This is a genomic window from Sphingobacterium bovisgrunnientis (assembly GCF_009829085.1).
GTDB lineage: Bacteria > Bacteroidota > Bacteroidia > Sphingobacteriales > Sphingobacteriaceae > Sphingobacterium > Sphingobacterium bovisgrunnientis.
This window is the reverse complement of sequence record NZ_WUQY01000002.1, coordinates 65,261-81,197: the sequence shown is the minus strand read 5'-3', so window position 1 is coordinate 81,197 and position 15,937 is coordinate 65,261. Positions and strand designations below refer to the sequence as shown.

The following is a 15,937-nucleotide window of genomic DNA, read 5'->3' as shown; positions in this document are numbered from 1 at the left end:
TAAAAAAACTATTATGAATTACACAAAAATCAACAATCTTCTGGGGTGGCTATGTGGTGCAATTGCGACGATCGTATATGTGCTTACTACCGATCGATTCAACAGTTGGTGGGATACGGGAGAATTTATTGCGTCAGCTTATAAGTTAGAGGTTGTACATCAGCCCGGAGCGCCTTTATTTCTAATGATTCAAAATCTGTTTAGCAACTTGGCAGCAGGAGATGTGAGTAGAATTGCGTTTTGGATGAATGTAGGTTCTGCGGTATGTAGTGGTTTGACTATTACATTTTTATTTTGGACGATTACAGCTTTAGCACGCAAAATTTTAATCAAGGATGTATTAAAAATTGAGTCTTTTGATCTTTTAAAAATCTTTGGAGCTGGCGTAGTAGGTTCTTTAGCTTATGCTTTCACAGATTCTTTTTGGTATTCAGCATTAGAGAGTGAGGTGTATGCGATGTCATCTTTGTGTACGGCTGTGGTATTTTGGTTGATATTGAAATGGGAAAAAAGATCTGACCAAGATGATGCGAATAAATGGATTTTGGTCATTGCATTTGTGATGGGATTATCCATCGGAGTACATTTATTGAATTTGCTTACCATTCCTGCCTTAGCCTTGGTTGTTTATTTTAAGAAAGCTGAGAAGATTACTCCTAAAGGTGTTTTCAAAACTTTGGGGATTGGCGTAGGAATTTTAGCTTTTATACTGTGGGGTGTGATACAGTATAGCGTAAAACTGGCGGCTTATTTTGATTTATTCTTCGTGAATAGTTTAGGATTGAATTTCGGATCTGGGATTGTATTTTTTCTACTACTGTTAGTATCTTCCTTGATTTTCGGACTTTATTATTCGTGGAAAAAGAATAAGGCTATTTTGCAATTGGCAGTTTTGTCGCTGTGTTTTGTACTGTTTGGCTTTAGTTCCTATACGATGTTATTGATTCGTTCTCAAACGAATATTTCGTTAAATAATAATTCTCCTGATAATGCTTTTTCTTTTCTTGGGTATTTGAGCCGTGAACAATATGAAACAGAACCATTACTCAAAGGACCTACGTATAATTCTAAAATTATAGATTTTCAAGAAGCACATACTTATAGAAAAGATACTGACAAATACAGTAAAATCGATGCAAGAGGTAAATATACATACGATAAAGAAATGCTGTTTCCACGATTATGGAATGCCGATAAGGCTCATTTTTATTCGTATTATACCGGTTTGGAGCAAGGTGTAAATCCTTCCATGTGGGATAACCTGAAGTTCTTTTTTACCTACCAAGTTAATCATATGTATGTGCGTTATTTCTTGTGGAATTTTGTGGGACGGCAAAATGATGAACACAGTCATGGTAGCGCCATTCATGGCAATTGGATTTCGGGAATCTCGGCTATAGATAATCAAAGGCTAGGGGATGAGACAATAGTAAATTCTTTGGGCAATGTCTCTAGAAATACCTATTTCTTTCTTCCTTTTTTACTTGGAATCGCGGGTTTAATATGGCAATACAAACGGAGTAAGCGTGATGCGTTAGTTGTTGGTTTATTGTTCTTTTTTACGGGGTTGGCGATTGTGATATACTTAAATCAAACTCCAATGCAACCGCGTGAAAGAGATTATGCCTATGCAGGATCTTTCTACATGTTCAGCGTTTGGATTGGGCTTGGAGCAATCGCTGTTTTAGATATCTTTCGACGGATATATGCGAATAAAGTAGTCGCTAGCGTTTCTGTATTGCTCGTATTTGTAGCTGGTCCTGGGATTTTAGCGTATCAAAATTGGGATGATCATGATCGCTCCGATCGTACTTGGACGCGCGACCTGGCATATAATTATTTAGAATCGTGTGAGCCCAATGCTATACTCTTCACGTATGCAGATAACGATACCTTTCCGTTATGGTATTTACAAGAAGTAGAAGGTGTACGAATAGATGTACGTATCGTTAATTTGAGTTACTTGCAATCGGATTGGTATGTCAAGCAGGCGATGCAAGACATCAATTCGGCCAAAGCTGCTCCAATCAACATTGATCCTGAAAAGATTAAAAGGGGTGTTCGTGATGTAATTCATTATTATGATATGCAAGTAGATGGATACGTAGACTTGGATACGCTGATTCAAGTGATGCTTTCGGACAATCCGAATAATCAATTGCCAATGTCTAACGGCAAATATGTGAATGTTTTACCAACCAAAAATATTCAAATGGTGATAGATAAAGATTCTGTGTTGCATAATAAGGTCGTTCCAAAATCTTGGGAAAATAATATAGCTGATGTAATGAAATGGAGTTACAATAAACCTTATGTTACCAAAGCAGAATTAAGTATGTTGTCCATCATTCTGAATAATAATTGGGAAAGACCCATATATTTTGCCAATATGTTAGGAAGTGAGAATTTTATTGGATTGGATAAATATTTGGTAAATGAAGGGTTAGTTTATCGTCTGATGCCTATTGAAAAAGGTCAACCTCAAGATGAAATATCTTTGGTAAACACAGATACATTGTTTCGGAATGTTAAATCCAAGTATGTGTACGGGTCTATTTCTAATCTAAAGCATTATGATATAGATTATCGCCGATTTGTGCAAAGCTACTTGTTTGATCAGACTTTAAATGTTGCTTTGGATACACTTATAACAGAAAATCGAATCCAAGAAGCTAAGGAAATCGCTTTGTTAGCGGTGAATCATATGCCAAAACAAATTGTTGATATAAAATATGTTCATTCAAATGCTGTTGTCGTGGACACACTGATTAAGGTAAGGGAAACAGAAAAGGCACAAAAGTTAGCTACACGTGATATAGATTATATTGAGTCGAACTTGAATTATCTTGTTGGAAAAGCAGACAAGTTGACTGCATTTGATCGTATGGAAGTAAACACAGCTTTAGATTCCTTGAAGCGCTATAAAGAAATTGTCGCTGCATTAGGTGATAAACAGTTAATTGCGCAGGTGAGCAGAATGGAAGAACGATATTTGAAGAATTAAGTAATACAAAGAAGGAGGTTATTGACCTCCTTCTTTGTATATATTATCCTTTTTTGACTTCTTTAGCCCAAGAGTCTTTCAAAGTTACTGTTCTGTTGAAGACTAAATTTTCTGGTGTGGATTTAGTATCCAAATTGAAATATCCTAAACGGATAAATTGATAGCCTTTGCCTGGAATAGCATTTGCTAAATCAGGTTCGATATACGCTTTTGGAATAATCGTCAAGCTGTTTGGATTCAATGATGCTTTGAAATCTTCTTCTGCAGCAGGATTTTCTACTTGAAAAAGACGATCGTACAGACGTACTTCAGCTTCTTTAGCGTGTGCTGTAGAAACCCAGTGAATTGTTCCTTTTACTTTCAAGCCCGAAGTATCTTCACCTGATTTTGAATTCGGTATATAATTACAATGAACTTCTGTGACATTTCCGTTTTCATCTTTTTTGAAATCATGGCATTCCACGATGTAACCATGCTTCAAACGTACAGAAAGACCAGGTCCAAGACGGAAGAATTTCTTAGGGGCATTTTCCATGAAGTCATCACGTTCTATCCACAATTCTTTTGTGAATGGAATAACACGCGAGCCCTCGCCGCCTTCTACTTCTGGATTATTTTCACCTATTAATTCCTCAACTTTTCCGTCAGGATAGTTTGTTATAATTAACTTAATAGGATCTAATACCGCCATTCTACGCCAAGCTGTTTTGTTCAAATCCTCGCGGATGCAGAATTCCAACAAGCTTACGTCTATCATGTTTTCACGTTTTTGCACACCGATACGCTCCGCAAAATTGCGAATACTTGCTGGTGTGTAGCCGCGACGACGCAATCCTGAAATCGTAGGCATACGTGGGTCATCCCAACTTTCTACGTGACCTTCATTTACCAATTGTAACAACTTACGCTTGCTCATCACTGTATAAGTCATGTTTAGGCGTGCGAATTCATATTGTTTAGAAGGGAATATTTCCAATTGCTCAATCAACCAATCGTACAAAGCACGGTGCGGAATAAATTCTAATGTACACACCGAATGTGTAATTTTCTCAATAGAATCCGATTGTCCATGTGCGAAATCATACATGGGGTATATACACCAACTATTTCCAGTACGGTGATGATGTGCGTGCTTGATGCGGTAGATAATAGGATCGCGCATGTGCATATTTGGATTTGCCAAATCAATTTTTGCACGTAATACTTTAGCACCATCTGGATATTTACCCTCGCGCATTTCTTGGAAAAGTTGCAAATTCTCTTCGATAGATCTGCTGCGATTTGGTGTAGGAACGCCAGGTTCTGTAGGCGTACCTTTCGCTGCCGCAATTTCTTCAGCTGTACTATCATCAACATAGGCTAAGCCATTTTCGATGAGTTTGACAGCGTATGCATATAATGTTTCGAAATAATCCGAAGTATATAATTCTTCAGCCCACTGGAATCCCAACCATTGAATATCTTTTTTGATGCTTTCCACATATTCTGTATCTTCTGTCACAGGATTTGTGTCATCAAAACGAAGGTTTGTTTTGCCATTGTATTTTTGCGCCAATCCGAAGTTAAGACAGATGGATTTGGCATGGCCAATATGAAGGTAGCCATTTGGCTCAGGAGGAAATCTTGTCAATACACGACCATCATGTTTTCCAGTTCGAAGATCTTCTTCGATGATTTCTTCAATAAAATTTAATGATTTTTCTTCCTCTATCATAAGTGCAAAGTTACTTATATATTGCTAAATATAGGAATGTTGCTTTTAAAATATATGGGCTTGGGCGGTAATAAATCTAAAATTGTTTTATAAATTAGAATATGAAATTTCAACAAGTCTATAGATATTGGTTTTTGTTAATCTGCAGTCTACCATTATTTCTTTTTGCAAGATCCCCAAAGCCGAAAATATTGATTTATGGGAGTACTTTGGAGGCTTATGTTGCAGCATTGCAATCAGCTGCTTCAGGTGTTCCTACACTTTGGGTCAATCCCCAAGGCTATACCTTTGATTTGGATAAAAAGGAGATTGTTGAAGAAACAAGTTCAAATTTGCTTGATGGTGGTGTTAAGCTTCAATTTAAAAAAAGCGAATCAGTTGCTACAGACACAATAAAATTATTTCAGCAAAATGACAAGCGTCAATCTTATAATGTGTTGACAGCAGATAATTTGCTTTTATCTACCATAGCAGATGCAGATGTTGTGCAGATGAAGCGTGGAAAAAATTGGTCTATTACATTGTCCAATAAGAAGAAATATGATGTAGTAACTATTCTTGATGCTAGTACAGGTAATTTATTATTACAAAAAGCTAATTTGAAGGATATTCCTGCATTCAAATATAGAAATGCAAATGATTTGAGTATTGCAGATTCACGTGCTGTGGTAATGGTTGGTGATTTTGGAGAGAAAGTCTATGCTTCTACACTTTCAGATTTATTGACACAAAAGGATAATTTTTTTGTCGCTAATTTGATGAATTTTACAAAAGATGTATCGAAATCTTTCAGAATAAGTTATGCACAGGCCATGGGAGCAATCGCAGGGTATTGTGCTTTTTTCAAAACCACATCAGAAAAAATTGATTTGCGTACGCTGCAAAATGAACTTTTAATGTATAGAGCTAGATTATTGCCTACTAGAGATGTAAGTGTAGTGGATAGAAATTTCATTTCTTTACAAAGGACATACTTGGCTGGAATATTACCGTTAAGAAATCTTAATGATAAACCTGTGTTTGATTTAGCTGATTCGGTACGAGTTTCAGATATTAAGCCATTTATTAATCAGTTTTATTCGAGAGCCCAACTGTGGTTTGTAGATAATAATCCAGAATTTCTTACCGTTCATGATGCGTTGAATTTGATAAAATTTACAGCATTTCGAGGAGAAGAACTGGATGTAGAAGTGAAAAAAAAATGGAATAAGGAATTAACCTTCAAGGGAGATTATGATCCCTCAAAGGTTATTTCCAGATATGAATTTGCTGTTTTATTCGATTTGTATGCTTCGCCTTCTGTGAAAAAAGTGAGCCAGGATGGGGCTACTATTTATCGTTAGTCAGTTACATTTAGTAATCTGTCTCTCAATAACAAACATGCTCCATATGAAGCCAAATTATCATTCTTAGATGATAAAATAATTTTGGTGTCTCTGTTTACGGTTGATAGGGAGTATTTGTTCACCGCATTTTTTAATGGCAAGCTTAAGTATTCCTCAGATTTCGCTACAACTCCTCCAATTATGATTAATTCAGGATTGAAGATGTTTATTAAAGAAGCTATTCCTCGTCCAAGCTTATCACCGATATAATTTATTGCTTCGATACATAAGTTGTCGTCTTTTTTTGCTGCAGCAATGATATCATTAAGCTTTATATCTTCAAGTCTTTTGAACTTTTTAGTCAAACTACTTGTAGCACCGTCATTAATTTGGTCTATTACGCGGCGTATTAATGCATAACCTGAAGCTTCAGTTTCTAAACATCCTTTTTTACCACATTTACAAATGATATCATTATCAAAGATAGAAATGTGACCAAATTCTCCAGAGAATCCCGATTTGCCATAGTATAACTTACCGTCTATCATAATGCCCAATCCGATTCCATTATCCACATTTACAAATAAGGCGTCTTTTTCTTCCGAAAGAATCCCACTACTAAATTCAGCATAGGACAGAGCTTTTGTGTCGTTTTCTAAGAACGTTGGAATTCCGATATTTTCTTCGAATAATTTAGAAAGTGGGTCTTCGTAAAAGTTGAAGTATGAGTAGGAATATCCAGTCCTGTAATTAATACGACCCGATAGATTAATTCCTATACCCAATATCTTTTCCTTTACAATATTGTGTTTAGCAATGAATTCATTTATTTCTTTACAGATGTCTAGTAAAGATTCTTCGTTATTCTCTAGTATGTAAGGGATGTTATCTTTTTTAGAGACAATATCTTTTTTCATGTTAATCATCGAAATACTTAAATTATCGATACCAACTTGTACACCAATGAAGTATGCTGAATTCGCTACCAATCCGTAGGTGTTAGGTTTACGACCAACAGCTGAGGTTGTTTTCCCGTAATCTTTTACCAACTCGTCAGCAATAAGTTCGCTAACACACTCGTTAATTTTTGGAATACTTATGTTAAATTCCTTGCTTAATTCCGCAATTGTAGCCGTTTCGTTTGTAGCAAAATAGGCTAGTATTTTTTTCTTTAGTCGTATATTTTTATAGGCTACTCCATTTTTATTAGCCTCGTGAATATCTTTAAAAAAGTTAGAAGTCATATAACTTATTAGCTAAATGTTTATTTAATCAAATTTGATTATGTTGATTTTATTTGTAAAAATATTTAATAATATAATTTTAGTAATTGATTTTTTTTAAATATAATTGAAAAGTTTTTGTAGCTAAAAGCTAATTTAGAGTAAATCTAAATTATTTTTAGTTGAAAACCTAATTTGGGTAACAAAATCATTATTAAAACTAACAACTAAGCCGTGAAAAACGTAAACTCTAAAAAATCTATCCATCCAATATCGTGGATTCCTACCACTTGGTTTGCTATGGGATTGCCATTTGTGGCTCTATCAGGAGCAAGTTCGATCATGTACAAAAATTTAGGTGTATCGGATGCACAAATTGCTTTTTGGACATCTTTAATTATGCTACCGTGGACATTAAAACCATTTTGGGGGCCATTTTTAGAATTGTACAAGACCAAAAAATTTTTTGTATATGTAACGCAAATATTCACAGGCTTATTGTTTGGCTTAGTAGGTCTTACGCTACAGTTGGATCAATTCTTTAGCTTCTCAATCGCTATTTTGACCATAATTGCTTTAAGTGCTTCTACGCATGATACTGCTGCTGATGGGGTGTATTTAAATGAGTTAGATGAGAAGAATCAAGCTAAATACGTTGGCTGGCAAGGCGCTTTTTATAACATAGCTAAAGTATTTTCTGGTGGTGTATTAGTCTACTTGGCCGGTGAATTGGAACAAAGAATAGGTATTAGTAACGCGTGGATGGTCGTAATGTTTTGTTACGGTTTCCTAATGGTTGGTTTGGGTATATATAATTCGAGGGCTTTGCCTAATTCACAAGAAGAGGCAAAAACTACTTCACTAAAAGAAGGTTTTGCGACCCTTAAGGATGTTATTATCACGTTTTTTCAGAAAAAAAATATTTGGTATAGTTTGCTATTTGTAGTGTTTTATCGTTTTGCTGAAGGACAGGCTATCAAAATTATTCCTTTGTTTTTTAAAGCCGACCGTTCTGAAGGTGGACTTGGATTAAGTACTTCTGAGATAGGTCTTTTATATGGTGTTTTTGGTGCAATTGCATTTGTTTTAGGATCTATCTTGGCTGGGAACTATGTGGCTAAAAAGGGATTAACTCGTAAAACTTTGCTTACGTTATGTGCTTGCTTTAATATTCCATTTGCTGCGTATGCATTCTTGGCAATTTTTGTTCCGACTAATTTGGTTGTAATAGCTACAGCTGTAATAGTCGAGTATTTCGGTTATGGTTTTGGGTTTGTTGGCATAATTCTTTTTACAATGCAAAATATTGCACCGGGTAAATATAAAATGGCTCATTATGCGTTTGGTAGTGGTTTGATAAATTTAGGGTTTATGTTGCCTTCTATGTTGAGTGGTGTTTTGAGTGATTACATGGGTTATAAGGTGTTTTTTATTTGGGTTTTGATATCGACTATACCAGCATTTTTGGTTACATGGTTAGTTCCTTTGCGAAAATCAAATGATTCTACAGATGAAAGTTTAGACTCTTGATTAATTTATATTTCTTATTAAGATATTTCTGGATTTTTTTACACAAACCTTATTTTTAATTTTATTTAAAATATATATTGCATTTTTGAATATAATTTTATTATTTAGCATTAATTACCAAAAAGTAAAAATTCTGAAAATATATTGATTGTATGAATACATATTGATTTTGAAATTTGGTATATGACTAACTTTAATTTTTTGAACCAGAGACAATGCGTAGATTTTTAGTATTAATCAGTTTAATTGTAGGGATGTTGGACACGACTATTGCTCAGTTGAAAACTGAAGTAATCATAGTTGGTGGTGGAGCTAGCGGAACAATGGCTGCAATTCAAGCTTCTAGGTTGGGAGTAAAATCAATTGTTTTAGAAGAGACCACTTGGCTTGGAGGAATGTTGACGTCTGCAGGCGTTGCGGCGATAGATGGAAATCATAATATGCCATCAGGTTTGTGGGGAGAATTCAGAGGGCATTTGTATGCGTATTATGGAGGTCCAAAAGAAGTAGAAACGGGATGGGTTAGTAATACTTTGTTTGAACCTCAGGTAGGTAATCAAATTCTTAAAAAAATGGTCGCAGCAGAGCCTAATATTAAAGTTTTGCATGAAACCATTTGGAAATCTGCAGAAAAAAAAACTAATGGTTGGTCTATATCTTATGTAGATGCTAATAATAATTTACAAACTGTTGAAGGTAAAGTATTAATAGATGCAACAGAATTAGGTGATGTAATGGCTTCGCTGAAAGTTCCTTATTATTTGGGGATGGACAGCAAAGAGTTGACTAAGGAGCCTTTTGCTTTGGATCAAGCAAACGATATTGTGCAAGATTTGACGTATGTAATCACGTTAAGAGATTTTGGACCTAAGGCAGATAAAACAATTAAGAAGCCGAAAAATTATACTAAAGAAGAATTTGCTGGCTGTTGTGATGTGTCTGATCCTGCAACATTTAATCAAGATAACAATGATTGTTTCAAGATGTTGACTTATGGCAGATTGCCTAATAATAGATTTATGATCAATTGGCCTAAAAAAGGGAATGACATTTATCTTAATATAGTCGAGATGTCGCCAGAGGAGCGCGTGAAAGCTTTGGAAGATGCAAAGCAGATGACTTTGCGCTTTGTTTATTATATACAAAATGAGTTGGGATTTAAGAATTTGGGGATAGACTACGATCAATACCCAACAAAGGATGGCTTTCCTATGATTCCTTATCATAGAGAATCTAGACGTGTAGTCGGTAAATCATTATTTGCTCTTCAACATATTACGACGCCGTATGATACTCCAGAGAAATATTATCGTGCGGGAGTGATTGTGGGCGATTATCCTATTGATCATCATCACTATAAATATGGAAATGCACCAGAAATCGATTTTGTGAAAATTCGTGTTCCTTCTTACAATGTGCCTTTGGGGGTATTGTTACCAAAGGATTATGACGGCTTAATCGTTGCTGAGAAAAGTATCGGTGCTACAAACATAGTTAATGGCGCTACACGTTTGCAACCTGTAGTTTTGGGAATCGGTCAAGCATCAGGTGTTTTGGCAGCTTTAGCTGTAAAACAAAATAAAAAACCAGCTGAAGTCGCAATACGTGATGTACAGTCTACGCTCTTAGATCACAAGGCTTATATCATGCCATACTTTGATGTTCCTCCTACAGACCCACAATTTAAGACATTGCATAAAATCGGTGCAACCGGTGTATTAAAAGCTGTTGGTGTGCCATACAAATGGGCTAATCAAACTTGGTTTTACCCAGAGCGTGAGATAAGCGAATATGAGTTGATGGAGGGATTGCGTTTGTATTATCCCGAATTGAATAGTGTGTGGACAGCTTCAGGCAAACCTCTTAGTGTGCAGGGATTACAAGATATATTGAAAGAAATCAAAAAGGAAATTAGTCTTGTTGATTTGAACAACATATTAGCTACAAATAAGTTGGATATATTAAAAGACGAAGATTCAAGAATTAATCGTCGTTATTTATCCGTGATATTGGATGCACATTTACGCTTATTTGAAAAAGATATTGATCACTCAGGAAATCTAAAATAAATATATATAATCTAATTATGACTTGTTCTGGATTATAAAATAATGTCTAGAACGACTCACAAAATCTAATTAAAATGAAAAAAATATTTGGTTATGCTGCATTTGCGGCGTTGTTAAGTTTTACATCAACATTGAATGCGCAAGATTTTAACAACCCCAAAGTTTTAGGAAAAGTTGAGCAAGCTATCAAAAAGGCTAAAGTAGGAAATATCGTTGTTTTAGATGAGTTTTTAACAACAGCATACCCTGAAGTGAAATATACGAAGGAAGTGTTGCCTGGGCCACAATTCCTGATATCAGATGATCCAGAATACATTCGTCAAAATAATGCCATTGCGATGCAAGAAAATGTAGCTCCTGGTGCAGTACGATTGTATGTTTACAATGTAAATGGAATCAAAGAGCCACAACAAATTAAGACTAAAATTACAGCAGTAATTAAAAATACGGGTAAAGAGAAAATGACTTTGCGTATGCTAAAGTATTCTTCTCAGAAGCCTTCATTGAATTATTTTGCAATAGGTAAAAAAGGACTTGAGGATTTCTTTAATTCTAATGTTGAAAATGATGTAAGATATATTCAGCCGGGTGAAGTAATTGCTATAGATCCGCAATTGGAAAAGAATATTGTTAGTTATGATGAATTAGTTCATGGTTTTTACGAGTTTGTCGTTGATCAACCAGGTCAGATTAGTATTCTACAGACTTCTCCTGAGAAGTCTGGTCCAGAGGCTTATGCACAAATAAAAACTGTAATTCCTAATAGTCATGAAAATGCAGGTCGTGGTATTTTTGGAGTGTCTAATTATAAAATTTCTTCTGCCGATACTATCAGTACTGCGAATGGCGTGACGCAATTGGTTATTGCTGATGGTGAATCAGATCCTTGGGTTACTGGCACAGTAGGTGAGAATAAAGATTTTGCACAAAATGCGGGAAATTATGGTGTAATGTACCACACTAAATTAAAGTGGAAAAGTACAGATGGTAAAGGTCTAGCTCTTGTGACATGGAACTCAAGATCCGCTGACAACAAGTGGTGTGGTGGAATGGGGTTGACAATGGATTTAAAAACTGCTGATGGAAAAAGTGTTGTAAGACAGCTACCGTCTGATGTTTTGGTAACTAAAGCTGCTCCTGAAGCAATATTAGTTGAAATTTATAAACCAGATCCTACAAAAGAAATTCAGGAAATTGAATTCATCTATTCTCCTCCAGGAGCGTCATGTTTACCAACTCCTTTAGTTTTAATTCCTATTAAATTATAATTTATAGTAGATAGCTCCCTTTCTTTTAAGAAGGAAGCATCTTTTTTATCAAAGTTGAATTTGCGATTCAAGCAATGACGAAATACAGAAATTTGAGTATTGATTTTATGCGAGGTATAGCCATATTTGGTATGGTGCTCGCTGCTGTCATTCCTTGGACTGCGCAATTTCCAGGTTGGATGTATCATGCTCAGGTGGGACCTCCAGATTTTGTTTTTAATGCAAATAATCCAGGAATTACATGGGTGGATTTAGTTTTTCCCTTCTTTTTGTTTGCTATGGGCGCAGCGTTTCCATTTTCGTTACGTGCCAAACTGGAGAAAGGAGAATATCTTAACCTATTCACAGGAATTTTAAGAAGAGGCATGTTATTGGTGTTTTTTGCTATTGCATTAGCTTATCTCACACCTAATAATTTAACAGGGCCTCCTTGGTTGAACTACCTTACTTCATTAGCAACATTTGGCAGTTTCTTTCTAATCTTTATGCGATTTGAAGGTTCTGTTTTGATAAGGTACGGTATACAATTATTAGGTTTTACTCTCGTAACAGTTTTCACATATTACCATAGTGATATTTTAGGAAATGAATTTAGTAAAAGCAAAAACAATATAATTATTCTTGTACTGGCCAATATGGCTGTTTTTGGGTCGTTATTTTGGCTTTTGTCTGCTTCCAATATTTATTTACGAATTGCCATAATGGTAGCCTTTATGGGTGTGTATTTCACTCATAATATAGAGCGAAGTTGGACAGCACATATTTGGAATTTCTCTCCTGAATTGCATTGGTTCTACAACTTTGCATTTTTAAAGTATTTGTGTATTGTTTTACCAGGCTCGATTTTGGGGGACTTAGTTTTAAAGTACAAAGCTGACACTAATAAGTTATATGCTTCCAATGAGGTTCGCGAAGCAGGTTTAATAGCTTTGGTATGTTTTGGATTTTTGTTATTTCATATAGTCACACTTTATACGCGTGATTTATCATTTAATATCGCAGGGCATTTTTTGTTTGTCGTTTTATACTTTGTTTATTTTTCACGTGAAAAAAAAGGTCAAGTTACATTTTACAAAATTCTAATTGGCTGTGGCCTTGTTTTTTCTACGCTAGGATTGTTTTTCGAACCTTTGGAAGGTGGAATTAAGAAAGACCCTTCATCTTTTTCCTATTGGTTTATGACAAGCGGATTAGCATTTATTTTTTATGTGACTTGCGACTATTTGACTAAAATGCATTCACAAAATATACTGATTAGTTCCTTGGTGAAATGTGGTCAAAATCCGATGATTGCCTATTGTGTGACTGCATTCTGTGTTACCCCAATGTTGGGATTATTACAAATCCTTCCTTTGTTAGATAATATCGCTGCTTCAAGTCCTTATTTAGGTTTGATCCGTGCTGGCGTTTTTATGTTTTTGATGATACTAATTACCAATATTGCTACGAATAAAAAGTGGTTTTGGAGGTCTTAATAACAAACCAATTTGAGTATGAAGAAAAATTTGTTTGCCGCGGTGCTAAGTGTATGTGCGCTAACTCAAGTGTATGCGCAAGAACAGTCTTCTGTAGACAGTAATTATGTTTTTTCGGGATACACCGAGAAAATGGAAATTTTCAATAAGATGCCAGTGCGTAAGGGTGCTGTCGTGTTTGTGGGGAATAGTCTTACAGATGCAGGTCGTTGGAATGATATTGCGCCAGAGTTGCCCATTCTGAATAGAGGTATCAGTGGTGATATTTCATTTGGTGTATTGGCTAGATTGGATGAGATTTTGCGTCACCAGCCCAAAAAAATATTTTTGATGATAGGGGTGAATGATTTGAAACGTAATGTTCCTACAGAATATATTATAGCCAATTATCACAAAATAGTTTCGAGAATTCAAAAAGATTCTCCCAAAACAAAAATTTACTTGAACAGTATTTTGCCGATCAATGAGACAACGCTAATTGATGCTTTTAAATCCGTAAAAAATCAGGATGTCGCTACGTTAAATGTCGCGCTTAAAAAAATAGCCCAAGAGAATAAGCAAGTACAATTTGTTGATTTACATAAAATTCTTGCAGATGATAAAGGTCAATTGCGTGCAGATATCACACCTGATGGAATTCATCTAGAGGTAGCAGCGTATATAGAAGTAGTTGATTATTTAAAAAAGATAAAGGCATTGTAATATGAAATATTGGGGTTTATTAATTGTTTCATTGTTAGGTGTGCAGGGGGTATATGCACAGGCGCAAAGAGATTTGGCGACGGATAGTACTTTTAAAAATTGGTATTATGATTCGCGAGAGAAATTATATCAGGGACTTACATCACAACAGGTTGATGTGGTGTTTTTTGGTAATAGTATAACGGAAGGCGGACCGTGGCATGAACTTTTTGGTGCGAAATACAAAATTGCAAATAGAGGTATTGGTGGCGACAATACATTTGGTATGAAAGCAAGGATTGGGGATGTTGTCAAGTCCAAACCGAAGAAGATTTTCTTGATGATGGGTATCAATGATATTGGTCGTGGACAAGCGACCTCTTGGATATTGAAAAATTATGAAGAAATAATTCAAATTATCAAAAAGCAAAGTCCAAAAACAAAGATCTATCTGCAAAGTACTTTACCACTTAATGATAAAGTTTTGAAATACGATTATTTGTTGGGTAAAGAGGAAAAGATTCGTGCATTGAATGCGGGAATAGTTGAATTGGCTCAAAAGTATAGATTGCAATATGTTGATGTAAAGGAGGTTTTGGCAGATGATTATGTGCTTAAGGCAAATTATACAAAAGACGGAATTCACCTCACAACAGATGCATACTTGGAGTGGGCAAAATATTTGAAAGCTAAAAAGTATTTATAATGAAAATTACGGGAACCTTTATTGACGAAATTAGTCACGATATACCGCACCAAAATTGGGGTAGAGAAGAATGGGATCGCGATTTCGCGTATATGAAAGCTGTGGGGATAGATACCGTAATCTTAATAAGAAGTGGGTATAGACGATTTATTACTTATCCTTCAGCATGGTTGCAAGATCAATACGGTTGCTACCAGCCTCCTGTCGATCTGGTAGAAATGTATTTGCAGTTAGCGGAGAAGCATGGATTAAAATTTTATTTCGGGCTTTACGACAGTGGTAAATATTGGGATACAGGTGTAATGCAACACGAGATCGATGCTAATCGCTACGTGATAGATGAAGTCTGGAAAAAATATGGACATTATTCCAGTTTTGCGGGTTGGTATTTGAGTATGGAAATCAGTCGTCAAACTAAAGGTGCGGCAAGCGCTTTCCGTATTTTGGGAGAACAGTGTAAAGGCGTGAGCGGTAATTTACCGACTTTTATATCTCCATGGATAGATGGTAAGAAAGCAGTAATGGCAGCTTCGTCTGAACTTTCTAAAACTGATTTCGTCTCCTTGCAACAACACGAGACTGAGTGGAATGAAATTTTTCATGAGATACATACCGCAGTTGATGCTGTAGCTTTTCAAGATGGACATATCGATTACCACGAATTAGAAGACTTTTTTACGATTAATAAAAAGTTAGCTGATAAATACAATATGCAATGTTGGACAAATGCAGAATCTTTTGATCGTGATATGCCTATTAAATTTCTGCCTATCAAATTCGAGAAACTAAAATTAAAATTGGATGCAGCTCGTAGGTCAGGTTATGACAAGGCTATAACTTTTGAATTTTCACATTTTATGAGTCCGCAATCTGCATACTTACAAGCTGGACATTTGTATAATAGATATAAAGAATATATAGATACGTTGTAGAGATATAGGG

11 protein-coding genes are annotated in these 15,937 nt (G+C 35.4%); 9 read left to right on the top strand and 2 right to left on the bottom strand.

The window, feature by feature from the left end; all coding sequences use genetic code 11:
* Nucleotides 1–13: 13 nt before the first annotated feature.
* On the top strand, nucleotides 14–3,004 hold the full coding sequence (locus tag GOQ16_RS01690) for a glycosyltransferase family 117 protein (RefSeq protein WP_160067285.1): 2,991 nt from the start codon (nucleotides 14–16) through the stop codon (nucleotides 3,002–3,004).
* Nucleotides 3,005–3,047: 43 nt separating this feature from the next.
* Here the strand turns inward: GOQ16_RS01690 and GOQ16_RS01685 are convergent, their stop codons facing one another.
* Entirely contained in the window at nucleotides 3,048–4,718 is a 1,671-nt protein-coding gene (locus GOQ16_RS01685) for a glutamine--tRNA ligase/YqeY domain fusion protein (protein WP_160067283.1), read from the bottom strand.
* Nucleotides 4,719–4,819: 101 nt separating this feature from the next.
* On the opposite strand from GOQ16_RS01685, the gene GOQ16_RS01680 reads away from it, so the two are divergent.
* A complete protein-coding gene (locus GOQ16_RS01680) occupies nucleotides 4,820–6,061 on the top strand; it encodes a hypothetical protein (protein WP_160067281.1) in 1,242 nt (413 codons plus the stop codon).
* Here the strand turns inward: GOQ16_RS01680 and GOQ16_RS01675 are convergent.
* The gene (locus GOQ16_RS01675) at nucleotides 6,058–7,287 is read right to left on the bottom strand and encodes an ROK family transcriptional regulator (RefSeq protein ID WP_160067279.1); all 1,230 of its coding nucleotides are present in this window, start codon (nucleotides 7,285–7,287) and stop codon (nucleotides 6,058–6,060) included. The genes GOQ16_RS01680 and GOQ16_RS01675 overlap by 4 nt on opposite strands.
* A 213-nt stretch (nucleotides 7,288–7,500) precedes the next feature.
* Between GOQ16_RS01675 and GOQ16_RS01670 the strand changes: the two genes are divergently transcribed.
* The 7 genes from GOQ16_RS01670 (at nucleotide 7,501) to GOQ16_RS01640 (ending at nucleotide 15,927) form a co-directional block, all read left to right on the top strand.
* Nucleotides 7,501–8,796, top strand: a complete 1,296-nt coding sequence (locus GOQ16_RS01670) for an MFS transporter (RefSeq protein ID WP_240140944.1) — start codon at nucleotides 7,501–7,503, stop codon at nucleotides 8,794–8,796.
* A 215-nt stretch (nucleotides 8,797–9,011) separates the two neighbouring features.
* Nucleotides 9,012–10,865 (top strand): FAD-dependent oxidoreductase, encoded by a 1,854-nt coding sequence (locus GOQ16_RS01665; protein ID WP_160067277.1) that lies wholly within the window; start codon nucleotides 9,012–9,014, stop codon nucleotides 10,863–10,865.
* Between the two features lie 74 nt (nucleotides 10,866–10,939).
* Nucleotides 10,940–12,133, top strand: a complete 1,194-nt coding sequence (locus GOQ16_RS01660; protein ID WP_160067275.1) for a copper amine oxidase — start codon at nucleotides 10,940–10,942, stop codon at nucleotides 12,131–12,133.
* A 74-nt stretch (nucleotides 12,134–12,207) separates the two neighbouring features.
* Nucleotides 12,208–13,608 (top strand): DUF5009 domain-containing protein, encoded by a 1,401-nt coding sequence (locus tag GOQ16_RS01655; RefSeq protein WP_160067273.1) that lies wholly within the window; start codon nucleotides 12,208–12,210, stop codon nucleotides 13,606–13,608.
* 18 nt (nucleotides 13,609–13,626) lie between these two features.
* On the top strand, nucleotides 13,627–14,310 hold the full coding sequence (locus tag GOQ16_RS01650) for a GDSL-type esterase/lipase family protein (protein WP_160067271.1): 684 nt from the start codon (nucleotides 13,627–13,629) through the stop codon (nucleotides 14,308–14,310).
* Nucleotide 14,311: 1 nt separating this feature from the next.
* The gene (locus GOQ16_RS01645) at nucleotides 14,312–14,995 is read left to right on the top strand and encodes a GDSL-type esterase/lipase family protein (RefSeq protein WP_160067269.1); all 684 of its coding nucleotides are present in this window, start codon (nucleotides 14,312–14,314) and stop codon (nucleotides 14,993–14,995) included.
* Nucleotides 14,995–15,927, top strand: coding sequence for a DUF4434 domain-containing protein (locus tag GOQ16_RS01640; RefSeq protein ID WP_160067267.1), 933 nt, complete (start codon nucleotides 14,995–14,997; stop codon nucleotides 15,925–15,927). The genes GOQ16_RS01645 and GOQ16_RS01640 overlap by 1 nt, the downstream gene beginning before the upstream one ends.
* Nucleotides 15,928–15,937 lie beyond the last annotated feature (10 nt).